Below are 23,062 nucleotides of genomic sequence, written 5' to 3'. Positions count from 1 at the left end.
TTTTGTGGGGGGGGTGTTGGTTTTTTTCTGGAGATGGGCGGGGGGGTGATGTTTTTGGGGGGTCTCTCCCCCCCACCCCGGCATATTTTCACCAAGAAGAAGACGGCTTGAATCGAATTGTCTTGGTGCCGTGCGGGTGTTAGCCCTCTCGGTCATGGTGGACGTGGGCAAGATCGAGACACGCGGGCGGCTGACGCCGGATTACGACCTGTCGGGCCTGACCTGGCTGCGGGTCGGCGGTCCGGCGGACTGGCTGTTCCTGCCCAAGGATGTCGATGACCTTGCTCACTTCCTGAAGGCCCTTCCGGACGAGGTGCCGGTCTTTCCGATGGGCGTGGGGTCGAACCTGATCGTGCGCGACGGGGGGCTGCGCGCCGTGGTGATCCGGTTGGGGCGCGGTTTCGCGGACATCACGTTCGACGGCGATCTCGTGATCGCTGGGGCGGCGGCGCTTGATTCCCACGTGGCGCTCAAAGCGGCTGAGGCGGGGCGCGACCTGACCTTTCTGAGGACCATTCCGGGTTCGATCGGCGGGGCGGTGCGGATGAACGCGGGATGTTACGGTTCCTACGTGGCCGATCACCTGGTCGAGGCACGGGCCGTCACGCGAGAAGGTGAAAGGGTGGTTCTGACGCCGGAGGATCTGAATTTCCGCTATCGCCAGGCCGAGATTCCCGAGGGCTGGATCGTGACGCAGGCGGTTTTCCGCGCAAACCCCGGCGATCCCGCAGAACTGGCGGCGCGGATGGAAGAACAGTTGGCGAAGCGTGATGCGACCCAGCCGACGAAGTCGCTCACCGCGGGTTCGACGTTCCGGAATCCGGCCGGTTACAGCTCGACAGGCAAGGAAGACGACACCCACGAGCTCAAAGCATGGAAAGTCATCGACGATGCGGGGATGCGTGGTGCGACGCGCGGAGGCGCGCAGATGAGCGAGATGCATTCGAATTTCCTGGTCAACACCGGCGGTGCGACGGCGGCGGATCTGGAGGGACTGGGAGAAGAGGTGAGAGAGAGGGTTCTCGCCCACTCGGGAATCAGTCTAGTATGGGAAATCATGAGAGTCGGTGAACCGGCTCCCGAGGCAGAGTAGTCATAAACGGGCCGGCAAACGGCCCAGAACAGGCAAGTGGCGGGTATGTCGAGCAGGACACCCCCCAAGGTAGCGGTCCTTATGGGCGGACCCTCGGCTGAGCGCGAGGTGTCGTTGTCGTCCGGGCGCGAATGCGCGGCTGCACTGAGGGAGGCAGGATACCAGGTTGTCGAGATTGATGCGGGTGCCGATCTGGTGGCCCGCCTTGGCGATTCTGCACCCGACGTGGTGTTCAACGCGCTTCATGGCCGCTGGGGCGAGGATGGCTGTGTTCAGGGAATCCTGGAATGGCTGAGATTGCCCTATACCCACTCGGGCGTTCTGGCTTCGGCGCTGGCGATGGACAAGGCCCGGAGCAAGGCGGTCTACGCGGCGGCGGGCATCCCGGTCGCCGAAAGCGGCATTTTCTGCAAGGCCGAGATCATGGCGCGGCACGTCATGGCGCCCCCCTATGTGGTCAAGCCGAACAACGAGGGGTCTTCCGTCGGCATCTATATCGTGCCCGAGGGCGCCAATGCGCCGCCGGTGATCGCGGATGACATGCCGGAGCACCTGATGGTCGAGGCCTATGTGCCGGGGCGCGAACTGACCGTCACGGTAATGGGCGAGCGCGCGCTGTGCGTGACCGAGATCCTGACCGACGGCTGGTACGATTATCACGCGAAATACGCGCCCGGCGGGTCGCGGCATGAATTGCCGGCGCATATCCCGACGGAGGTGACCGAAGCGTGCCTGGCGCATGCCGGAACCGCGCATCGGGTTCTGGGATGCCGCGGCGTCAGCCGCACGGATTTCCGCTGGGACCCGGCGAAGGGCCTGGCAGGGCTGATCGCGCTGGAGACGAACACCCAGCCCGGGATGACGCCCACCTCGCTGGTTCCCGAGCAGGCGGCGCATCTGGGGATCTCGTTTCCCGAGCTCTGCGACTGGATCGTGAAGGATGCCTCATGCGACCGATGAGAGATCCCGCGCCCTCGCGCCTGGCGTACCGCATGAACCGCTTGATGCTGACGCCGATGTTCCGCCGGTTCCTGCGCTATGGTCTGCCGGTTCTCGTGATCGCGACCGCCGGGCTCTGGTGGGCTTCGGACGAGGCGCGCCGGCAGGATGCGGCGGACCGGGTGGCCGAGTTGAAACGGCAGGTCGAGGAGCGCCCCGAGTTCATGGTGCGGATGATGGCGGTGGAGCAGGCCTCGGCCGAAGTGGCCTCCGAGGTGCGCGCCGTGCTGCCGCTGGATTTCCCGGTTTCCTCCTTCGACCTCGATCTGGACGAGTTGCGCGGGCGGGTCGAGGAGATCGACGCCGTTGCGGCTGCCAGTGTGCGCATCCGGCAGGGCGGGGTTCTGGAAATCGAGATCGAGGAGCGCCGACCGGTCGTGGTCTGGCGCACGCCCGACACGCTGGAGCTTCTGGACGAGACGGGGCACCGCGTCGCGCCGCTTGCGCTGCGTACCGACCGGCCCGATCTTCCGCTGATCGCGGGCGAGGGGGCCAATGCCCATGTGGCCGAGGCGCTGAGCCTTCTGTCGGTCGCGGAACCCGTTCATGAACGGGTCCGGGGGCTGCTGCGGGTGGGCGAGCGGCGCTGGGACGTGGTGCTGGACCGCGATCAGCGCATCCTGCTGCCGGAAACGGGCGCGGTGACGGCGCTGCAGAAGGTCATGGCGCTGGACAAGGCGCAGGACCTGCTGGCGCGGGATATCGCGGCCGTCGATTTCCGCAACCCCAAGCGGCCGGTTATCCGGCTGACGCCCTCGGCGATCGAGACGATTTACGACACTTACTGGACATCCTCCGGGGAAGAGACACGATGACCGATCTTTACGAAAGCCAGCGCGCGATGCGCGCCATGCGCAGGGCCGCGATTCAACGGGGCGTGATCGCCATCCTTGACGTGGGCACTTCGAAGATCGCCTGCCTCATCCTGCGCTTCGACGGGCGCGACCGCATTCCGGAAGGCGAGGGGATCGGGAACATGGCCGGGCAGAGCCAGTTCCGGGTGATCGGTGCTGCAACGACGCGGTCCCGCGGGGTGGAACTGGGCGAAAGCTGCGCGATGCAGGAGACCGAGCGTGCGATCCGGACGGCAGTTCAGGCGGCGCAGAAGATGGCGAACGTGCGGGTCGATCACGTGATTGCCTGTCTTTCGGGCGGGCAACCGCGCAGCTATGGGCTGGCAGGCCAGGTGTTGGTCGAGGGCGACATGGTGCGCGAGCCGGATGTCGCGCGGGTTCTGGCGGCCTGCGATGTTCCCGACTACGGCGCCGAGCGCGAAGTGCTGCATGCGCAGCCGGTGAATTTCGCGCTGGACCACCGTTCGGGCCTGATCGATCCGCGGGGGCAGATCGGCCAGCGTCTGGCCTGCGACATGCATATGCTGACGGTCGATACGGCGGTGATCCAGAACCTGATCTATTGCCTGAAGCGCTGTGACCTGGAGTTGGCGGGGCTGGCGTCTTCGGCCTATGTCTCGGGGATCGCCGCTCTGGTCGAGGACGAGCAGGAACTGGGCGCTGCCTGTATCGACATGGGCGGCGGCACGACGGGCATCTCGATCTTCATGAAGAAGCACATGATCTATGCCGACGCCGTGCGCCTGGGTGGCGAACATGTGACGTCGGATATCTCCAAGGGGCTTCAGGTTTCGACGGCCGTGGCCGAGCGGATCAAGACGTTCCACGGGGGCGTCGTGGCAACCGGCATGGACGACCGCGAGATGATCGAGATCGGCGGCGAGACCGGGGACTGGGAGCATGACCGACGCACGGTCAGCCGGGCGGAGCTGATCGGGATCATGCGGCCGCGGGTCGAGGAGATCCTGGAAGAGGTGCGCGAGAGGCTGGATGCGGCCGGCTTCGAGCACCTGCCGACGCAACAGATCGTGCTGACTGGTGGCGCCAGCCAGATACCCGGTTTGGACACGATGGCGCCCAAAATCCTCGGGCAACAGGTTCGGATTGGCCGGCCTTTGCGCGTGCATGGCCTGCCGCAGGCCGCGACCGGATCGGCCTTTGCCAGCGCCGTGGGCCTGAGCCTTTTCGCGGCGCATCCGCAGGATGAGTGGTGGGATTTCGAGATGCCGACGGATCGCGGCGCGCCACGATCGCTGAAGCGCGCGGTGAAGTGGTTCAAGGAGAACTGGTAGACCGTCGCCTGCGCTTCGCGACCAGCTGATGCACGCTCATGTCCGATAGCTCGAACAGCCCGTCGCGGGCGTTCGCGCGGCACGCGGGACAGAGGACGTGGGAACTGGGAAAGTCATGCGGAGCAGGCGCGGCGAAAGGATCGATCCACTGATCGCCCACCTTGTAGTGACAGCACATCGTGCAGCGGGCTCCCGACAGTCTGTCGGACAGAACCGTGACGGCGGACGGCCTGAGGGAAGACGAAACGAACCGGTGCCCCACCCAGAGAAAACCGCCGGCATGGGGCTCGACGATCATCCTGTAGAGACGCGAGACATCGGGGCCGTCGCAGCGGTAGAGCGACTCGAAGCCGACACGTTCGCGCCGGCACCAGAAGAAAACCGCATTGAGGAAGGACCGGGTCTCGGCGCCGTCGATCAAGTCCCAGACGCATCGGCCGAAGACCGCGGCATCGGTTGCGCCGGGCGCATCGTTCGCCTCGGCGAATTCATTCCAGTGGCCACCGGTTTCAACGACGTGGTCGTTCTTGTCGAGAATGTAGAAGTTGGAAACAGGGCCATCGTAAACGGGTCTCAGCAGTGACGTCATGCATGTCTTCCGGGCAGTCGATATCGGGCCGAGATGAAACGAAGATGGTTAACATACTTTCAACTCGGGAATTGCGGAGGCGACCGGTGGTCAATCTCCCGCCGAAGGTGAATTTTGCGGGCGACGGGGCAATGCGAATCTGTTAACTTATCCACAGGGTTCGCAGAGACCCGTGGGAGAGGCTGAGCAGCGCCTTCCAAACGCAGATTACAACTTTAGCGTGCGCAAATCGCGCATCGCTTTACTGAATCTGCGTTAGGTTTAGGGCCTAACTTACTGTCCAACCACAGGATATTGCGAGCAGCTCGATATGCTGAGTGTGAGTAACAAAAAATTGCCATATTTCGTGGTTTCCGCTCCGAATCGGGGTGACCAGACAATGGCATTTGGGTAATGTCTCCCTCATCCAGCAGGCGGCTTATTGAGCCAGAACGACGCCTCGGCCCGGGGGCGAGAACAACGAACAGGCGGACAGACCGATGACATTGAATTTGACGATGCCCACCCATGAAGAGTTGAAGCCCAGGATCACCGTTTTCGGGGTCGGGGGCGCCGGCGGAAACGCCGTGAACAACATGATCGAGAAGCGTCTCGAGGGTGTCGAATTCGTCGTGGCCAACACGGATGCGCAGGCGCTTCAGCAGTCTTCGGCGACGACGAAAATCCAGATGGGCGTGCGCGTTACCGAAGGTCTGGGCGCCGGTGCCCGCCCGTCGGTCGGCGCTGCGGCGGCGGAAGAGACAATCGAGGAGATTGTCGATCATCTTGCGGGCGCACACATGTGTTTCATCACCGCGGGCATGGGCGGCGGAACGGGAACCGGGGCTGCACCGATCATCGCACAGGCGGCGCGCGAGCTGGGCGTGCTGACGGTGGGTGTCGTGACCAAGCCGTTCCAGTTCGAGGGCGCCAAGCGGATGCGCCAGGCCGAGGAAGGCGTCGAGGCGCTGCAGAAGATGGTCGATACTCTGATCATCATTCCGAACCAGAACCTGTTCCGTCTGGCCAACGAGAAGACCACCTTCACCGAGGCGTTCTCGATGGCTGACGACGTGCTGTATCAGGGCGTCAAGGGCGTGACCGATCTGATGGTTCGCCCCGGCCTGATCAACCTCGACTTCGCCGACGTCCGCGCGGTTATGGACGAGATGGGCAAGGCCATGATGGGTACCGGCGAGGCCGAGGGCGAGGACCGCGCGGTACAGGCCGCCGAAAAGGCCATCGCCAACCCGCTTCTGGACGAGATCAGTCTGAAGGGCGCGAAGGGCGTCCTCATCAACATCACCGGCGCGCACGACCTGACGCTTTTCGAACTGGACGAAGCCGCCAACCGCATCCGCGAGGAAGTGGACGCGGACGCCAACATCATCGTCGGTTCGACGCTGGACGAGGCGATGGAAGGCCGGATGCGCGTTTCGGTCGTTGCCACGGGCATCGACGTCGCAGTTGCCGCGCATGACACGCCGGCACCCCGCCGCACTCTGGCAGAACCGCTTCAGCAGCCGGTGGCCGCCGCTCCGGCGCCGAAGCCCGCTTCTCAGCCGGTCGAAGAGGTCGCAGTGGCGCGTCACGCGCCTGTTGAAGACGAGCCCAGCCTGTTCGAAGGCATCGATGCGCCTCAGCATCAGACCGACGACGGGCTTCCTCCTCCGGCATATCAGCCGCAGTCCGATCCGGTGCATCAGCCAGCCGCCTACGCTCAGCGGGCAGCACCGGGCACACCCACTCCCGAGGCGCTTGCGCGTCTGGAACGGGTGACCGGCCGCGCTCCGGGGTCGATGGCCGGGTATCGCCCTGGCGAGGCCAAGTTCGGTTCCAGCCGCCAGGAGGCTCCGGAGGAGCACGCTGCAGAACGTCCGCGCTTCGGGATCAACACGCTGATCAACCGTATGTCCGGCGCTGTTCCTTCGGCCGAGGCGAGGGCGCACGCCCCGCGCCAACAGCCGCCGGTCAGCAGCGCGCAGACAGCTTCGGAGCTTTCCGAGGATCAGGAACGCATAGAAATCCCTGCTTTCCTGCGGCGCCAGGCGAACTGACGAATATCATTTTATGAGAATTTCAAGGGGCTGACGTGTAGTCGGTCCCTTATGCTTTTGGGGTCGATCTGACCCGGACAATCGGGTTTCCAGTTTGGAAACTCTGTGTTTTGTTTTTTTAAAGCTCTGAAATATATAATAAAATTTTGCATAGCGTGTCGCTTATCCTTCTCGGAGACATCAAGTCTTCCGATTTTCGTCACGAATCTCAGTTTATTAGAAGTCGCGCCCAGAATGGGTGGCGATGTCGAACTGCATTGGGAAATGGCAACCATGACACATAGACGAGAGTCGCTCGACAAATGGGAGGCCGCGCGTCGCTGCTCGACACGCTTTACACGGAACGAAGACGGTTCTCTGATTGCGTTTTCACTCTTCATTTTCGTCGCAATGCTGATGTTCGGCGGCATCGCCGTTGATCTGATGATCTACGAGAACGAGAGAACACACATCCAGAACTCGACCGACCGTGCCGTACTTGCCGCCGCGAACCTGAACCAGACCGTCGATCCGAAATTGGTGGTTCAGGATCACCTTGCGAAGGTCGGCATTCAGGTGGACCCGGACGACATCAATGTCGTGGAAGTGGGGACCGCGCCTGTCATTACCGGACGCCAGGTCTCGGTTTCGGTGAGCGGTGCCTACAACACGATGCTGATGAACCTTGTCGGTGTCGAACAGCTGACATTCTCGGCGATGTCCGAGGCGGAAGAGTCGGTCAATGACATTGAAGTGTCTCTTGTACTGGATGTGTCCGGTTCCATGGGGTGGAACTCGAAACTCGAAAATATGCAGGTCGCCGCCAAGGACTTCGTCGACAACATCCTCGCGGGTGCGGCTGACGATCGGGTCTCACTTTCGCTTGTTCCGTATTCCACGCAGGTGTCTGCCGGGCCCGAACTTCTCGCTCTTCTGAACAAGACTCATTCCCACGGGTTCTCACATTGTGTGAATTTCGACACTGTCGATTTCCGGCGGACGGACATCGATCACGGGTCGCCGCTGTCTCAGACCGCGCATTTCGACCCGTGGCGCAACTATCGCTACGGACGGTCGCTCCAGTATCCCGTTTGCCGGAACGAAGAGTACTTCCACATCAGGCCGTGGTCCAACAATGCCGAGGCACTGAAGGATCAGATCGACGACTTCGAGGCAGATGGGAATACTTCGATCGACATCGCGATGAAGTGGGGAACCGCGCTTCTGGACCCGTCGATGAATTCGCAATTGAACGGCCTTATCGCGAATCCGTCTGTCGAAATCGATACGGCCTTCTCGGTGCGGCCACACGCCTACACCTATGCTGATTCACTGAAGTTCATTGTCCTCATGACGGATGGGATCAACACGGACCAGCCTTATCTGGAGAATGCCTACAAGACGGGGAACAGCCCCTATGCCCGTCACCCGGACAGCGGCGATATCTATATGCGGCGCGAAGAACCGGGCGACCGCGATCGGGACGGGCGATGGGGCGAGGACTGGTACAATGTCTCGGACCGGCGCTGGGAGAACAGCCCGTTCGACGACGATGAGCCGGGAATAGCGCTGTCATGGCCGGAAGCCTGGGCCAGTATGACGATGTCGTGGCGCGCATATGCGGAGTATCACCAGAGCTATGATGCGGACGACTATTACGATGCGCTCTATGGTCCGCGCCGCTGGGTCGATGCTGAGACCAAGGACGACCGCCTTGACGACATCTGCGATGCCGCGAAAGCGAAGGGGATCGTGGTGTTCACCATCGGGTTCGAAGTGACCGATCACTCGGCTGACGTCATGCGCAGCTGCGCGTCGACGCCCAACCATTTCTATCGCGTCGAGGGTCTGGACATCGAATACGCCTTTGCCTCGATCGCCAACCAGATCAACCAGTTGAAGCTAACCCAGTAGGAACCTGTGATGAGTGGATTGGTGAAAAAATTCCGCCAGCTTGTAAGAAGTGAGCGGGGAGCAGCCTCGGTTGAGTTCGTCCTCGTCTTTCCGTTCTTCGTCGGTGTGTTCCTTTCGGCATTCGACGTCGCCATGATGAACCTGCGCGCCGTCATGCTTGAACGTGCAACGGACATGGTGGTTCGCCAGATCCGGCTGAGTTCGGGATCACAGCTTAACTACGACACGGTTCTTGCCGATCTCTGCAACCAGTCCGTCATGATCCCGGACTGCACGGACACTTTGCGTATCGAGCTTCAGCCGGTAAACACCACGAGTTGGAACGGTCTTGAAAACCGGCCGGATTGCGTGGCCCGAAACAACCCGATCCAGCCGTTGGTCAAGTTCCGGAACGGTGTCGAAAACGAACTGATGCTCATCCGGGTCTGCGCGGTGGTGGATCCGATCTTCCCTGGCATCGGGGTCGGTCGGACGATGCCGAAGGACGACTCCGGCGGCTACCAGGTGATCGCATCGTCCGCCTTCGTCAACGAACCGCTGTAACAGGAGAGCGCCATGCGGTTACGCCGAGTTCTGAATTACGCGCTGAGGGATGAGAAGGGCAGTTTCTCAATCGAGGCCGTGCTGATGTTTCCTCTTCTCGTTTGGGCTTTCGTGGCGATGTACGTCTTTTTCGAGGGGCTGCGTGAGAGCAACATCAACCTGAAAGCCACCTACACGATCAGCGATCTTCTTTCGCGGGAGACAGGCCTTATCGACGAGACTTACCTCGAGGGCATCAACGACGTGTATGGCTGGCTGTCGCGATCGGCCAATCCGGTTTCGATGCGGGTGACTGTCGTGCGCTACGACGAGGCGTCCAACCGGCACATCCGGATCTGGTCTCGGGGTATCGCCGGACGCGAGGACCTGACTCAGGCAGAGGTCGAGGAAAAGCTGACGCCGCACGTGCCGATCATGGCCGATGCCGATACCGCGATCGTGGTGGAGACCTGGACGACCTACGATCCGTTGATGGATATCGGGCTTGTACAGACAGAGATCCACAATCTCGTCGTGACCAATCCGCGCTTCTCGGAGCAGTTGATGCTGGAGGGGTTGGGCGATGGCGGAGGGTCCATCCACAATGACGGAACCGATGACACAGAGGGTTTGTAAGAAGAAATTTTCAAAAAGTGATTCACAATTTTCGGGCAGACTTCGGTCTGCCCTTATTTCTTTAAATCAGGGGCTTAGGTTGGTTATCCACAGACTTCGGCAGCATTCCGCCAATTGGTAACGAAACTGTTTCAGCTTGTTGCAATGATTGTTTTGAGTGCGCGCGTCCGTGACCATAGCTAAGGATCGCCAAGACACGAGGCAGGTCTGGCGAACACAAAAAGGGTCAAACCCGTGCAAAATACGATCAAATCGTCTGTGACCTTCACAGGAACCGGACTGCATTCCGGGCGTGTCGTGCGCATGACGATTCATCCCGCATCGGCCGAGTATGGAATCTGGTTTCGCCGGACCGATGTCGAGGACCGTGATGCTTTCGTTCCGGCACGCTGGGACGCGGTGACTGACACCCGGCTGAACACCCGCATCGAGAATGCCGACGGCGTATCCGTGTCGACGATCGAGCACGTGATGGCGGCGCTGGCCGGGTGTGGCGTTCATAATGCCCTGATCGAGATCGATGGCCCGGAGGTTCCGCTTCTGGACGGATCGTCCAAGGCCTTTGTGCTGAGCATTCTTTCCCACGGCCTGCGCCGGCTCGACGCGCCGGTTCGCGCGCTGCGCATCCTGAAGCCGGTCTCTGTACGCCAGGGCGATGCGCTCGCGACCCTGATGCCGTCCGATGCGCTGCGGATCGAGTTTCACATCGACTTCGAGGATGCCGCCATCGGTCAGCAGACCAAGGGTCTGAACATGTCGAACGGCGCATTCGTGCGCGAATTGTGCGACAGCCGCACGTTCTGCCGGCAGGCAGATATCGATGCGATGCGCGCGCGCGGCCTGATCGCAGGCGGTTCGGTGACGTCGGCGGTTGTCGTCGATGGCGAGAAGGTCGTCACGCCGGGCGGTCTGCGTCATGCCGACGAGCCGGTGCGCCACAAGATGCTGGATGCCCTTGGCGATCTGACGCTGGCCGGCGCACCCATCCTCGGGCGCTACGTGGGTCACCGTGCCGGACACGCCATGACGAACAAGCTGCTTCGCGCGCTCTTTGCCGATCCGACGGCTTATGAATTGGTCGAATGCGATGCGGCGATGGCAGCGCGTCTGCCGGGCGCGGGCGTCAGCCAAGCCGATCGAGCGGCCATTGCGGCCTGACAACGGGTTTGGAAAACCTCTAGCCCCTTGCGATCAAAACCGTTTCACCCTGCGCGCTAGTCGTGTTACGGAAACTTTCGAGACGAAGGTGAGGGCGTAGGCAGATGTCAGCTATGGGCGCAAGGCGACGGGCAGCGGTCGCGGCTGTACTGGCCGCGCTGACGTTGACCGCCTGCGGCGGCGGCGAGGATCAGATCCCTCTCGATAGCTACTCGGCTGAAGAGTTGTATCGCCGCGCCGAGTTCGAACTCGAAGGAAGGAACCCCGACGATGCGGCCCGGTACTTCGGAGAGGTCGAACGGCTTTATCCCTATTCCGAATGGGCCAAGCGCGCCCTTGTGATGCAGGCGTTCGCCTATCATAGTGACCGCGACTATGAGGCGGCGCGCGGTGCCGCGCAGCGGTTTGTCGATACCTATCCGGGCGACGAGGACGCCGCATACGCGCAGTATCTTCTGGCGCTGAGCTATTACGATCAGATCGACGACGTCGGCCGCGATCAGGGCCTGACATTCCAAGCGCTTCAATCCCTGCGTGACGTCATCGAGAAATACCCGGACAGCGATTACGCCCGTTCAGCGATCCTGAAATTCGACCTGGCCTTCGATCATCTCGCGGCCAAGGAGATGGAGATCGGGCGCTACTATCTGAAGCGCGGCCATTTTGTTGCGGCGATCAACCGGTTCCGCGTCGTGGTCGAGGATTTCCAGACGACGACGCAAACGCCCGAGGCGCTGCACCGCCTTGTCGAGGCCTATCTTTCGCTGGGTCTGACCGATGAAGCGCAGACCGCGGGCGCGATCCTGGGTCACAACTACCGATCGACCGTCTGGTATGAGGACAGCTTTGCGTTGCTGACCGGTCGCGGGCTGCGCCCGGAAGCCGCCGGCGACAGTTGGCTGCGCTCGATCTATCGGCAGGTGATCCGCGGCGAGTGGCTTTGAGCCGGACATCATGCTGAGAAGTCTCGACATCCGGGACATGCTGATCATCGACCGGCTGGAGCTTGAACTGCAGCCGGGTCTGAATGCCCTGACCGGCGAGACCGGGGCGGGCAAGTCGATCCTGCTCGATGCGCTGGGGTTCGTGCTGGGATGGCGCGGCCGGGCCGAACTGGTGCGCGAAGGCGCCGAGCAGGGCGAGGTCGTGGCTGAGTTCGACCTGCCGCCGGATCACGCCGCGAACGAAATCCTGGACGAGGCCGGGATCCCGCGCGATGACGTCCTGATCCTGCGACGGGTCAACAGCCGGGACGGGCGCAAGACCGCTTTCGTCAACGACCGCCGAGTCTCGGGCGAGGTCCTGAGGCAGTTGTCGGACACGCTGGTCGAGTTGCACGGGCAGCAAGACGACCGGGGCCTTCTGAACCCTCGCGGACATCGTCAGCTTCTCGACGCGTTCGGCGGTCTGGAGGACCTGGTCGCGCGGACGCGGGCGGCGTGGCGGGACCTGGCCGGGGCGCGTTCTGCGCTGCAGGAAGCCGAAGCGCGGGTCTCGTCTCTGCGCGGGGAGGAAGATTTCCTGCGCCACGCCGTCGAGGAACTGGACCGTCTCTCACCGGAGCCGGGAGAGGACGAGGCGCTGGACCAGCGGCGGCGCATGATGCAGGGGGCCGAGAAGATCCGCGAAGATATCGTCCGCGCCCATTCCGCCATCGGCAGCGAGGGGGCCGAGGGCCTGATGCGCGACGCCTCCCGCTGGCTGGAAAGCGCAGCGGGCAAGGCGGGAGGCGCGCTGGATGCCGCCGTCGACGCACTGAACCGTGCGATGGTGGAACTGGCCGAGGCCGAGGACGGGGTTGCGCGAGCGCTGGACGCTCTCGATTTCGATCCGATGGAATTGGAGCGCGTGGAAGAACGGCTTTTCGCGATCCGGGCGCTTGCGCGCAAGCATGACGTAATGCCCGACGATCTTGCCGGTGCCGCCGACGCGCTGCGCGAGCGACTGCAGGCTCTCGATTCGTCGAGCGATGACCTTCGCGCGCTGCGCCATGCGGTCGGGGAGGCCGAAGAGCTTTATGACGAGGCGACCGACGCGCTGGGTGCCGCACGGGCGGAGGCTGCCGAGCAACTCGATGCCGCCATGTCGGCGGAGCTTGCGCCCCTGAAGATGGAGCGCGCCGTCTTTTCGACCGAAATCACCGAGGCCGAGGACGGTCCCGAAGGCCGTGACGCGGTGACGTTCACCGTGGCCACGAACCCCGGAGCGCCGTCGGGGCCACTGAACAAGATCGCGTCCGGCGGAGAACTGTCGCGGTTTCTTCTGGCGCTGAAGGTCTGCCTGACCGCCGATGCCGACGGACTGACGATGATCTTTGACGAGATCGACCGGGGTGTCGGCGGCGCGACCGCCGATGCGGTGGGCCGTCGTCTGGAACAACTGGCCGAGGGCGCGCAGGTTCTGGTCGTCACGCATTCGCCGCAGGTCGCGGCGCGGGCCGCCTTCCACGCGCGGGTCGAGAAGTCCGTCGTGGATGACGTGACGCTGTCGCGGGTGACCGGACTGAGCGATGGGGAGCGCGTCGACGAGATCGCCCGAATGCTGTCGGGCGACCGCGTGACAGAGGAAGCCCGCGCGGCTGCACGGGCGTTGCTGGACGGTTAGGGCCTAGCCGCGCCTGCGTCCGCGCCGCTGGCGTGCAGGCGAGTCGCCTTCGTCTCCGGTGCCGTCGGAGGATGACGAGAATCCGCCGAGCGCTGCCGTGATCTGGTCAAGGGACGGGCGCGGTCCACGCGGCCGGGTTTCCAGCGCTTCGCGCATTTTCACCAGGTGCGCCGGTGTGGTGCCGCAGCACCCGCCGATGATCGTCGCGCCGCAGTCGCGGGCGAGCACGGCGTAGTCGGCCATCAGGTCGGGCGTACCGTCATAATGGATATGTCCGTCGTGATACTTCGGGATGCCGGCGTTGCCCTTGGCGATGATCGGGCGCTCCGAACCCTGCGCCACGAAGCCCAGCACGGTGCGGAGAAGGTCGGAGGCGCCTACGCCGCAGTTCGCGCCGTAGGCGATCGGCGGATAGTCCAGTTTCTCTACCATCTCGCTCATGCCCTGGCTGGTCAGGCCCATCATGGTCCGCCCGGCGGTATCGAAGGACATGGTGCCACACCACGGCATGCCTGCGAGTTTCGCGGCTTCGCTGGCGGCCTTGTATTCCTCGGGCGCACTGATCGTCTCGACCCACAGAACGTCCACCCCGCCTTCCTTCAGGCCCTCGGCCTGTTCGTGGAACATCTCGACCGCGCCGGAATAGGAGAGCGGGCCCATCGGTTCCATGATTTCGCCGGTCGGCCCCATGGACCCGGCCACGATCACGGTGCGGCCGGCCTTGTCGGCCAGTTCCCGGCCGATCTCGGCCCCTGCGCGGTTCAGTTCGCGCACGCGGGACTGTCCATTGTGCAGTTTCAGCCGCGAGGCATTGCCGCCGAAGGTGTTCGTCAGGAACAGGTCGCTGCCCGCGTCGATGGCTCCCTTGTAGAGCGTCGTGATCTTTTCGGGATGGTCGACGTTCCAGAACTCGGGCGCGTCGCCCGCCGCGAGCCCCATGTTGAACAGGTTGGTGCCGGTGGCGCCGTCCGTCAGGATCCAGTCGCGCGTTTCCAGAAGCTGGGTCAGTCGATCTGTCATCTGGTCAATTCCCTGCGCCGTGGACGGATTGTCCGTGGCATGTCGGGCGGGGAATGCCACGAAGGCTGCCCGCGTGCAAATCAATAGTCTGCATGAAAACCATGCGTTCGATTCAACTTGGTCCGGAATAAAAAAAGGCCGGGCAAAGCCCGGCCAGTCCAACAGGGAGGTAGAATACAGCGGCGAGGCCGCTGCGTTCGAATGTGCAATTAGGTCGTAGTCTGCTTTGGATCAAGCATTTGGCGCCTAATCGTTAAGCAAACCCGTTATGCGATTTGCGCATAGCTGCCTATCTAGGCGCCGCTCTCGCTCTCCTGCCGCATTTTCTTGCGGTGTGCGATGATTTCCTCGGTGACGAAATCGCGGAAGGCCGAGATACGGCGCGACTGGCGCAACTCTTCGGGATAGGCGAGGAAGACGGGGACTTCCTTGGACTCGACTTCAGGCAAGACGCGCTGGATATCCGGGAAATCCTCGACCACGTAGTCAGGCAGGACGCCAATCCCAAGTCCCGAGCGCGTGGCCTGCAAAACACCGAAGTAGTTGTTGACCGTCAGCGTCGAGCGCACGTCATACGTGAGAAGCTCGCGCACCAGTTCAGCCCCGGCGCTGACCTGTGTGGCCTGAACGTTCTGGCAGATCAGCCGGTGCTGGGAGAGTTGTTCGAGCGACTCGGGCATACCGTTTTCGGCGATGTATCCCGGCGTTGCGTAAAGACGCATGTGAACGGACATCAGCTTGCGACGGATCAGGTCGGCCTGGCTTGGCTCTTTCATGCGGATCGCGACGTCGGCCTCCCGCATCGGTAGGTCCAGGACGCGCTCTTCCAGCATCAGGTCGATCTTGAGGTCCGGATATTTCTTGTAGAGCGCCGGCAGGCGCGGGGCCAGCCAGAGCGACCCGAAACCGGTGGTCGTGGTGACGCGAAGTTCTCCGAAGACCTCTTCCTCGCTGTCGCGGATGCGGGCCTCGGCGGTGTCGAGCCGCCGGCTCATCGCGGATGTGGCATCGAACAGCAATTCGCCCTGCTCGGTGAGAATCAGTCCGCGCGCATGGCGGTGGAACAGCGTGGTATTCAGGCTCTCTTCCAGCGCCCGAATCTGGCGGGAGACGGCCGACTGGCTAAGGTGCAGGGTATCGCCCGCATGCGTCAGGCTGCCAGCATCGGCGACTGCGTGAAATATTCTTAGTTTATCCCAGTCCATCTCAGTACCATCCGGTGCGTGTTGGCGGTAACGGCTTTTCAGTGCTTACCCGCTGTGTAACCTCGAATGCAAACAGGCTTGTGACCGAAGTTTGATTTTGTAGGTCAGGAATTTTGACCTATAATGATAGAAGGCCGGCAAGGGAGCGGAAATGAGTACGCGCGACGTCACATTGCACGACAAGTACGATCTGACGCAATCCAGCGTTCTTCTGAACGGAACCCAGGCGCTTGTTCGCCTGATGTTGATGCAATCGGCGCGGGACAAGGCCGCCGGATTAAGCACTGCGGGATATGTGACGGGGTATCGCGGGTCTCCGTTGGGAGCTGTGGACCAGCAGATGATGAAGGCGAAGTCGGACCTCGAGGCGTCCGATATCGTCTTTCAGGCCGGGCTGAACGAGGATCTCGCCGCGACGGCCGTCTGGGGCACGCAACAGGCGCAACTGCGGGGCGAGGGCAGGTACGATGGCGTTTTCGCTCTGTGGTACGGCAAGGGCCCCGGCGTCGACCGGTCGGGCGATGCCATCCGTCACGCGAACATGGCGGGCACTTCCCCTTACGGCGGGGTTCTCATGGCGATGGGGGACGACCACACGGGTGAATCCTCGACCACATGCCACCAGTCGGACTGGGCGGTAGTGGATGCCTATATGCCGGTCCTGTCGCCGGCCGGTGTGCAGGAGATCCTCGACTTCGGCCTTTACGGATATGCGCTGAGCCGTTTCTCGGGGCTTTGGAGCGGTCTCAAGCTGATGAAGGACACCGTCGAGGTGACCAGCGTCGTCGACGGCAGGCCCGACCGGATGTCCTTTGTCACACCCGAGTTCGACATGCCTGAAGGCGGGCTGAACATCCGCCTTGGCGATCACTGGATCCCGCAGGAGGCGCGGGTCATCGACTACAAGCGCTTTGCCGCCGAAGCCTTTTCCCATGCCAACCGGATCGACCGTCGCGTCTGGGGCAAGCCCGGCGCGAAGATCGGGTTCGTCGCGGCCGGCAAGAACTGGCTGGACCTTGTTCATGCCCTCGGGCTTCTCGGGATCGACGAGGCCGAGGCCGAGCGGCTGGGTATCACGACCTACAAGGTGGGCCAGACCTTTCCGCTGGACATGAAGGGTTTTCACGACTGGGCCGAGGGCCTGGACCTGATCGTGGTGGTCGAGGAAAAGCGCAAGCTGATCGAAGTCCAGATCAAGGAGGCGATTTTCGACGACCGGAAGGGACGCCGTGTCTGGGGCTGGCGCAAGGGCGCGCCGGACGCCGAGGAACTGTTCCCGACCCGGTTCGCACTGAACCCGGCGATGATCGCAGAAAAGATCGGTGGTATCCTTGTCGACGAGGGGCGCGACACCGATCGTATCCGCGCGGGCGTGGAGACCGTGCAGGCGGCGAAACGCGCCGACAACGCGCCCGAGATCGCGTCGCGGCTGCCCTATTTCTGTTCCGGCTGTCCGCACAACACGTCGACCAAGGTTCCGGACGGCAGCCGGGCCTATGCCGGGATCGGTTGCCATTTCATGGCGCAATGGATGGACCGCGAGACGAGCGGGTTCACCCATATGGGCGGCGAGGGCGCGAACTGGATCGGCGAGGCGCCCTTCTCGAAGACCGGCCATGTCTTCCAGAACCTCGGCGATGGAACTTACAATCACTCGGGAATCCTGGCGATCCGCGCCGCCTTGGCGGCGGGTGTGAACATCACCTACAAGATCCTCTATAACGATGCCGTCGCGATGACCGGCGGGCAGGGCAACGACGGCGATCTGCCGCCCGAGCGCATTGCGCGCGAATTGCTGGCGATGGGTGTCCGTCAGGTGGCCGTCGTCTTCGACGAGAAAGAGGAACCCCGACGGGAGGAGTTTCCGAAGGAGGTGACCTGGCATCCGCGCGCGGAGTTGGGCCAGGTTCAGCGCAGAATGCGCGATATCCCCGGTGTCAGTGCGATCATCTACATCCAGACCTGCGCCGCCGAGAAACGCCGCCGCCGCAAGCGCGGGGCTTTTCCGGATATCGACAAACGGGTCTTCATCAACACGGATATCTGCGAGGGTTGCGGCGATTGCGGGGTGCAGTCGAACTGCGTCTCCCTTGTGCCTGTCGAGACGGAACTGGGCCGCAAGCGCGCGGTCGACCAGTCGTCATGCAACAAGGATTTCTCCTGCCTCAAAGGGTTTTGCCCGTCCTTCGTCACGGTCGAGGGCGGATCGCTTCGCCGCGCCGCGACGGTGGAGATTGACACCGGGCATCTGCCCGAGCCGGTGCTGCCGGAGATCGGCCTGACCCATAACGTCGTCATCACGGGCGTGGGCGGCACGGGCGTGGTGACCATCGGCGCGGTGCTGGCCATGGCGGCGCATCTGGACGGCAAGGGTGCCGGAATGATGGAGATGGCGGGCCTGGCCCAGAAAGGGGGCGCGGTTCATATCCACTGCCGGCTTGCGAAAACGCCGGACGATATCAGTGCGATCCGTGTCGCCATCGGGGAATGCGACACGCTGATCGGAGGGGATCTCGTGGTTTCGGCCGCATCGAAGACCATTGCGCTGATGGCTGCGGGACGCACCCGTGGCGTGGTCAACAGCCATGAGGTCGTGACCGGAGAGTTCACGCGGCATCCCGAGTTCCGTATTCCGGGAGACCGGCTTCAGTTGTCGCTGGAAGCGCGGCTTAAGGACGGGCTGACGCTCTTCGACGCGAATGCGCTGGCCGAGAAGGTGCTGGGGGATTCGATCTATTCGAACATGATCGTCTTCGGCGCGTCGTGGCAGCTGGGACAAATCCCGGTCGCCAGGGATGCGATCCTGCGCGCGATCGAATTGAATGGTGCGAAGGTGCAGGACAACCGGCGCGCCTTCGAGATCGGACGCTGGGCTGCGCTCAATCCGGGCGAGGTGGAGAAGGTCCTGGCCTCGGGCGTTGTGGATCTGCCCAAAACGCTGGAGGAGAAGATCGCGTTCCGCGAGGCGCATCTTGCCGACTACCAGTCGTCGCGGCTGGCGAAAAAGTATCGCAAGCTGGTCGACCGGGTGGACGATCCCCGGCTGAAGGAAGCGGTGGCGAAAGGGTATCACAAGGCGCTGGCCGTGAAGGACGAGTTCGAGGTCGCGCGGCTTCTGGCGGACACCCGTTCGAAGGCGGAAGTGGCGTTCGAAGGGGATCTGAAACTGACCTATCATCTTGCGCCGCCGCTACTGGGGGGGCGCGACGCCGATGGCCGTCCGCGAAAGCGGGCTTTCGGTGAACGATTCGCGGCGCTCTGGCCGCTTCTGGCGCGGATGAAGGTCCTGAGGGGCACGCCCTTAAACATCTTCGGCTATACGTCGGAACGGCGGATGGAGCGGCGTCTCCAGCGGCAGTACGAGCGCGATATGGCCGAAATTCTCAAGGCGCCGGGGCGCAACCTGGAAGCCGCGGTGGGATTGGCGGAATTGCCGCTTCGGATCAGCGGGTTCGGTCCTGTGAAGGAGGCGAACGCGAAAACGGCCGCGCGGCAGCGAGAGGAGCTTCTGGCGGCATTCCGCACCGGATCGCCGTCGGAGCAGCTGGCCGCGGAGTGAGCGCGCCGCCAAAGGCGGCGCGGTGGGGGCGCTGCCCCCGTCCGCGCTGAGAGCGCGGTCTCCCTCGAAGTATTTTTCCCAAGAGGAAGACCTGTGCGCCGAGGACACAGGCAGGCAAGGAGCATCGCGAAATCTTCAAGGAGTCTCGTCAGGGTCGCGGAGATGCCTTATGGCGCAGGCTGAAACCGCCCTGGTGACGTTGATGAACCGACAGGTTGCCCGAGATATTTCCTATGCCTATTCCGCGCAGACGCGGGGCGGGCGCGCCATGATACGCGTTCTCGAGAATGCCACCGGCCGGTTGCGGCTGATCCGCCGGGCGGCGGGATACCAGGACGAGGTAGCCGGAGGCGCGGACTTCTGGGCGGTGATGGTGCAGCGTTATGGCCTGTCCCTGGACATCATCGGAGGCGCGCTGGAGAATATTCCGGCCGAAGGCCCGGTGGTTGTCGTGGCGAACCATCCGTACGGTATCCTCGACGGGCTGATGCTGGGGCATATCCTTTCAGAGCGCCGCCAGGGCGAGTTCCGCATTCTGGCTCACAGGATCTTCCGCAAGGCCGAGGACCTGGACCGGATCATTCTTCCGATTTCCTTCGACGAGACGAAGGAGGCCGTGGCGCTCAATGTGGAGACGCGGAAGGCGGCGCTCTCCTACCTGTCGGATGGCGGCGCGATCGGCGTGTTTCCCGGCGGTACGGTCTCGACTTCGGCCCGGCCATTCTCGCGGCCGATGGACCCCGGCTGGCGGACCTTTACCGCGAAGATGATCGCCAAAAGCGGCGCGACGGTGGTGCCGGTCTGGTTCGAGGGCGCCAATTCGCGCCTGTTCCAGGTTGCGAGCCATCTGCATACGACGTTGCGCATGGCGCTGCTGATCAAGGAATTCAAGCGGCGGACGGACGAGCCGGTGCGGGTCGTGATCGGCGCACCGATCCCGGCGGTCGAGATCGAGGCGCGGGCGCGCGATCCGAAGGCGATGATGGACTTTTTGCGCCGCCGGACCTATGCCCTGTCGCCAACGGTTCTCGAACCCGATTACGGATTCGAGTTCGAGGCGAAACACAGGCGGGCTGACGCGCATGGCGGTCGGAATATTTGATTCAGGGCTTGGCGGGCTGACGGTCTATCGCGCGGTGGCCGAGCGGTTGCCGGATCAGCCGATCGTGTATTACGGCGACAACAAGCACACGCCCTACGGTGTGCGGGATGCCGACGATATCTACGACCTGACGATCCAGGGGTGTCAGCGGCTGTTCGATGCGGGCTGCGACCTTGTGATCCTGGCCTGCAACACGGCGTCCGCGGCGGCACTCCGGCGGATGCAGGAGCATTGGGTGCCGCGCGACAAGCGGGTGCTTGGCGTGTTCGTGCCGCTGATCGAGGCGTTGACGGAACGGCACTGGGGCGACAACAGCCCGCCGCGGGAAGTGGGCGTCAAGCATGTGGCCCTGTTCGCGACGCCCGCCACGGTGCGCAGCCGAGCCTTTCAGCGCGAGCTGGCGTTCCGGGCGATCGGCGTCGATGTCGAGGCGCAGGCCTGCGGCGGCGTGGTCGACGCGATCGAGGAAGGCGACATGATCCTGGCCGAAGCGCTGGTGCGCAGCCACGTGGACGCCCTGAAGCGCAAGATGCCGGACCCGGATGCGGCCGTCCTCGGATGCACGCATTATCCGATCGTCGAGGATATCTTCCGCGATGCGTTGGGGCCCGATGTGAAAGTGTTCAGCCAGCCCGACCTCGTCGCGGCGTCTCTCGCCGATTACCTGGAGCGTCGGCCCGAGATGAAGGGGCCGGGGCAGGTGCCGATGTTCCTGACCACGGGCGATCCGCAAAGGGTCAGCGACCAGGCGACGCGGTTTCTCCGACGACGAACCGAGTTTCACGCCGCTTGAGGCGGCGCTCTTATCGTCTTACACCGACTATCGATTTCTGAAGGAGTGGGCCCATGTCCCATAACATCGCCATTCTGGGCGCCTCGGGTTACACCGGCGCCGAACTTGTCCGGCTGATCGCCACCCATCCCTCGTTCCGGATTGCCGCCCTGTCGGGCGACCGCAAGGCGGGCCAGCCGATGGCGGAGGTCTATCCGCATCTGCGGCACATGGACCTGCCGGATCTCTCGAAGATCGAGGATATCGATTTCTCGGGGATCGACCTGGCCTTCTGCGCGCTGCCCCATGCCACCAGCCAGGCGGTGATATCGGAGCTGCCGAGGGACCTGAAGGTGGTCGATCTTTCAGCCGACTTCCGGCTGCGCGATCCTGAGGCCTATGCGACCTGGTACGGGCAGGCGCATGCGGCGACGGACCTGCAGAAGGAAGCGGTCTACGGGCTGACCGAGTTCTACCGGGACGAGATCCGGGGCGCGCGCCTTGTGGCGGGCACCGGCTGCAACGCGGCCACGGGTCAGTTCGCGCTGCGCCCGCTGATCGCCGCGGGCGTAATCGATCTGGATGACATCATCATGGATCTGAAGGCGGCGGCCAGCGGGGCCGGACGTTCGCTGAAGGAGCACCTCCTGTTCTCGGAGCTGTTCGAGAACGTCAAAGGCTATTCCATGGGCGGCAAGCACCGCCATCTGGGAGAGTTCGATCAGGAATTCTCCAAGATCGCGGGTCGGCCGGTGCGCGTTCAGTTTACGCCCCACCTGATCCCGGCGACGCGGGGGATTCTGCTGACCTCCTATGTCAAGGGCGACCCGGCGGCGGTGCATGCCGCGCTGGCGGAGGCCTATCGGGACGAGGTCTTCATCCAGGTTCTGCCCATGGGCGAGGTGCCTCAGATGAAGGACGTGCGCGCTTCGAACTTCTGTCACATCGGCGTGGTCGGCGATCGTCTGGCGGGACGTGCGACGGTGGTGGCCGTGATCGACAACCTGACCAAGGGCTCCTCGGGGCAGGCGATTCAGAACGCGAACCTGATGCTGGGCGAAGACGAGACGGCGGGGCTGATGGCCGCGCCGGTCTATCCCTGAGGTTTTGCGCCGGCTTTGCCGGCGCGGCGGGCGAGGGGTTTCACCCCTCGCGCTCCCCAGAGTATTTGCGAAAAGAAGAAGGGCATTCTGACGCGTTGAAATCGCGGGCGCAAAGGACCAAATGAAGCGGGCGTTATCAGGGGTTGAGCGATGAAGGGATTGAAGAAGCAGCGCCGAATCCAGGTGATCGTGCTTGCTGTGGTGGCCATGATCGCCGCGTTCTCGGCGTTCTACATTGCCGCGCCCGATGCGCTTCAGTTTTTCCGCAGCCCAAGTGAAGTCGCCGATGCGCCGCCTCCGCCGACCGAAGTGTTCCGGATCGGCGGGCTGGTCGAGGAAGGTACGCTGGTGCGGGGTCAGGGCGAGACCGTGACCTTCAGCGTGACCGATGGCGGTGCCTCGATCGCGGTGTCCTATACCGGGGTTTTGCCTGATCTCTTCGGTGAGGGCGAAGGCATGGTGGGCACGGGCCGCTATGTGGATGGCGTGTTCGAGGCCTCCGAGATTCTCGCGCGTCATGACGAGACCTACATGCCCGCCGAGGTGATCGACGCCTTGAAGGAACAGGGCGTCTACCAGGAGCCGAACGGCTAGTTACCTGACCGTTAAGACCGAAATGGGAGCG

19 protein-coding genes are annotated in these 23,062 nt (G+C 63.2%); 16 read left to right on the top strand and 3 right to left on the bottom strand.

Annotated features, from left to right (window positions below; genetic code table 11):
- Nucleotides 1–154: 154 nt before the first annotated feature.
- From murB to ftsA, 4 genes are read left to right on the top strand one after another with little or no spacing between them, the layout of a single operon-like run.
- On the top strand, nucleotides 155–1,093 hold the full coding sequence (gene murB, locus ACKLNI_RS08645) for a UDP-N-acetylmuramate dehydrogenase (RefSeq protein WP_413718664.1): 939 nt from the start codon (nucleotides 155–157) through the stop codon (nucleotides 1,091–1,093).
- A 36-nt stretch (nucleotides 1,094–1,129) separates the two neighbouring features.
- Nucleotides 1,130–2,053, top strand: coding sequence for a D-alanine--D-alanine ligase (locus tag ACKLNI_RS08640; RefSeq protein WP_413718663.1), 924 nt, complete (start codon nucleotides 1,130–1,132; stop codon nucleotides 2,051–2,053).
- Nucleotides 2,041–2,907: a cell division protein FtsQ/DivIB gene (locus ACKLNI_RS08635; protein ID WP_413718662.1), complete on the top strand. Its 867-nt coding sequence runs from the start codon at nucleotides 2,041–2,043 to the stop codon at nucleotides 2,905–2,907. Before ACKLNI_RS08640 ends, ACKLNI_RS08635 begins: the two co-directional genes overlap by 13 nt.
- Nucleotides 2,904–4,238 (top strand): cell division protein FtsA, encoded by a 1,335-nt coding sequence (gene ftsA / locus ACKLNI_RS08630; protein WP_413718661.1) that lies wholly within the window; start codon nucleotides 2,904–2,906, stop codon nucleotides 4,236–4,238. Before ACKLNI_RS08635 ends, ftsA begins: the two co-directional genes overlap by 4 nt.
- On the opposite strand, the gene ACKLNI_RS08625 is transcribed toward ftsA, so the two are convergent.
- Nucleotides 4,222–4,827 carry a hypothetical protein gene (locus ACKLNI_RS08625; protein WP_413718660.1) on the bottom strand — a complete coding sequence of 202 codons (606 nt, stop codon included), beginning with the start codon at nucleotides 4,825–4,827 and terminating at the stop codon, nucleotides 4,222–4,224. The two genes, ftsA and ACKLNI_RS08625, sit on opposite strands and share 17 nt — an antisense overlap.
- 479 nt (nucleotides 4,828–5,306) lie before the next feature.
- Between ACKLNI_RS08625 and ftsZ the strand changes: the two genes are divergently transcribed.
- The 7 genes from ftsZ to recN all read left to right on the top strand — a co-directional run bounded on the left by ftsZ (nucleotide 5,307) and on the right by recN (nucleotide 13,676).
- Entirely contained in the window at nucleotides 5,307–6,863 is a 1,557-nt protein-coding gene (gene ftsZ, locus ACKLNI_RS08620; protein WP_413718659.1) for a cell division protein FtsZ, read from the top strand.
- Nucleotides 6,864–7,136: 273 nt separating this feature from the next.
- Nucleotides 7,137–8,756, top strand: a complete 1,620-nt coding sequence (locus ACKLNI_RS08615) for a TadE/TadG family type IV pilus assembly protein (protein ID WP_413718658.1) — start codon at nucleotides 7,137–7,139, stop codon at nucleotides 8,754–8,756.
- Nucleotides 8,757–8,765: 9 nt separating this feature from the next.
- Nucleotides 8,766–9,299, top strand: coding sequence for a TadE/TadG family type IV pilus assembly protein (locus ACKLNI_RS08610; RefSeq protein ID WP_413718657.1), 534 nt, complete (start codon nucleotides 8,766–8,768; stop codon nucleotides 9,297–9,299).
- A gap of 12 nt (nucleotides 9,300–9,311) precedes the next feature.
- Complete coding sequence (locus ACKLNI_RS08605; protein ID WP_413718656.1) at nucleotides 9,312–9,914, top strand: TadE/TadG family type IV pilus assembly protein; 603 nt, start codon at nucleotides 9,312–9,314, stop codon at nucleotides 9,912–9,914.
- 234 nt (nucleotides 9,915–10,148) lie between these two features.
- Nucleotides 10,149–11,072, top strand: a complete 924-nt coding sequence (gene lpxC / locus ACKLNI_RS08600) for a UDP-3-O-acyl-N-acetylglucosamine deacetylase (protein WP_413718655.1) — start codon at nucleotides 10,149–10,151, stop codon at nucleotides 11,070–11,072.
- A gap of 104 nt (nucleotides 11,073–11,176) precedes the next feature.
- On the top strand, nucleotides 11,177–12,016 hold the full coding sequence (locus ACKLNI_RS08595) for an outer membrane protein assembly factor BamD (protein WP_413718654.1): 840 nt from the start codon (nucleotides 11,177–11,179) through the stop codon (nucleotides 12,014–12,016).
- Nucleotides 12,017–12,026: 10 nt separating this feature from the next.
- Nucleotides 12,027–13,676, top strand: coding sequence for a DNA repair protein RecN (recN, locus tag ACKLNI_RS08590; protein ID WP_413718653.1), 1,650 nt, complete (start codon nucleotides 12,027–12,029; stop codon nucleotides 13,674–13,676).
- A gap of 3 nt (nucleotides 13,677–13,679) precedes the next feature.
- Here the strand turns inward: recN and bmt are convergent, their stop codons facing one another.
- Nucleotides 13,680–14,696 (bottom strand): betaine--homocysteine S-methyltransferase, encoded by a 1,017-nt coding sequence (gene bmt / locus ACKLNI_RS08585; protein WP_413718652.1) that lies wholly within the window; start codon nucleotides 14,694–14,696, stop codon nucleotides 13,680–13,682.
- Nucleotides 14,697–14,989: 293 nt separating this feature from the next.
- On the bottom strand, nucleotides 14,990–15,901 hold the full coding sequence (locus ACKLNI_RS08580; protein ID WP_413718651.1) for a LysR family transcriptional regulator: 912 nt from the start codon (nucleotides 15,899–15,901) through the stop codon (nucleotides 14,990–14,992).
- A gap of 151 nt (nucleotides 15,902–16,052) precedes the next feature.
- On the opposite strand from ACKLNI_RS08580, the gene ACKLNI_RS08575 reads away from it, so the two are divergent.
- The 5 genes from ACKLNI_RS08575 (at nucleotide 16,053) to ccmE (ending at nucleotide 23,031) form a co-directional block, all read left to right on the top strand.
- Nucleotides 16,053–19,460 (top strand): indolepyruvate ferredoxin oxidoreductase family protein, encoded by a 3,408-nt coding sequence (locus tag ACKLNI_RS08575; RefSeq protein WP_413718650.1) that lies wholly within the window; start codon nucleotides 16,053–16,055, stop codon nucleotides 19,458–19,460.
- Between the two features lie 169 nt (nucleotides 19,461–19,629).
- Complete coding sequence (locus ACKLNI_RS08570) at nucleotides 19,630–20,562, top strand: lysophospholipid acyltransferase family protein (protein ID WP_413718649.1); 933 nt, start codon at nucleotides 19,630–19,632, stop codon at nucleotides 20,560–20,562.
- Nucleotides 20,543–21,355, top strand: coding sequence for a glutamate racemase (locus tag ACKLNI_RS08565; RefSeq protein WP_413718648.1), 813 nt, complete (start codon nucleotides 20,543–20,545; stop codon nucleotides 21,353–21,355). Before ACKLNI_RS08570 ends, ACKLNI_RS08565 begins: the two co-directional genes overlap by 20 nt.
- A 53-nt stretch (nucleotides 21,356–21,408) precedes the next feature.
- On the top strand, nucleotides 21,409–22,437 hold the full coding sequence (gene argC / locus ACKLNI_RS08560) for an N-acetyl-gamma-glutamyl-phosphate reductase (RefSeq protein ID WP_413718647.1): 1,029 nt from the start codon (nucleotides 21,409–21,411) through the stop codon (nucleotides 22,435–22,437).
- A 150-nt stretch (nucleotides 22,438–22,587) separates the two neighbouring features.
- On the top strand, nucleotides 22,588–23,031 hold the full coding sequence (gene ccmE / locus ACKLNI_RS08555; RefSeq protein WP_413718646.1) for a cytochrome c maturation protein CcmE: 444 nt from the start codon (nucleotides 22,588–22,590) through the stop codon (nucleotides 23,029–23,031).
- Nucleotides 23,032–23,062 lie beyond the last annotated feature (31 nt).

Source organism: Silicimonas lutimaris, assembly GCF_047314965.1.
Taxonomy (GTDB): domain Bacteria; phylum Pseudomonadota; class Alphaproteobacteria; order Rhodobacterales; family Rhodobacteraceae; genus JAVJUV01.
Note: the sequence above shows the minus strand (reverse complement) of the source record. Positions and strands in the feature narration are given on the sequence as shown.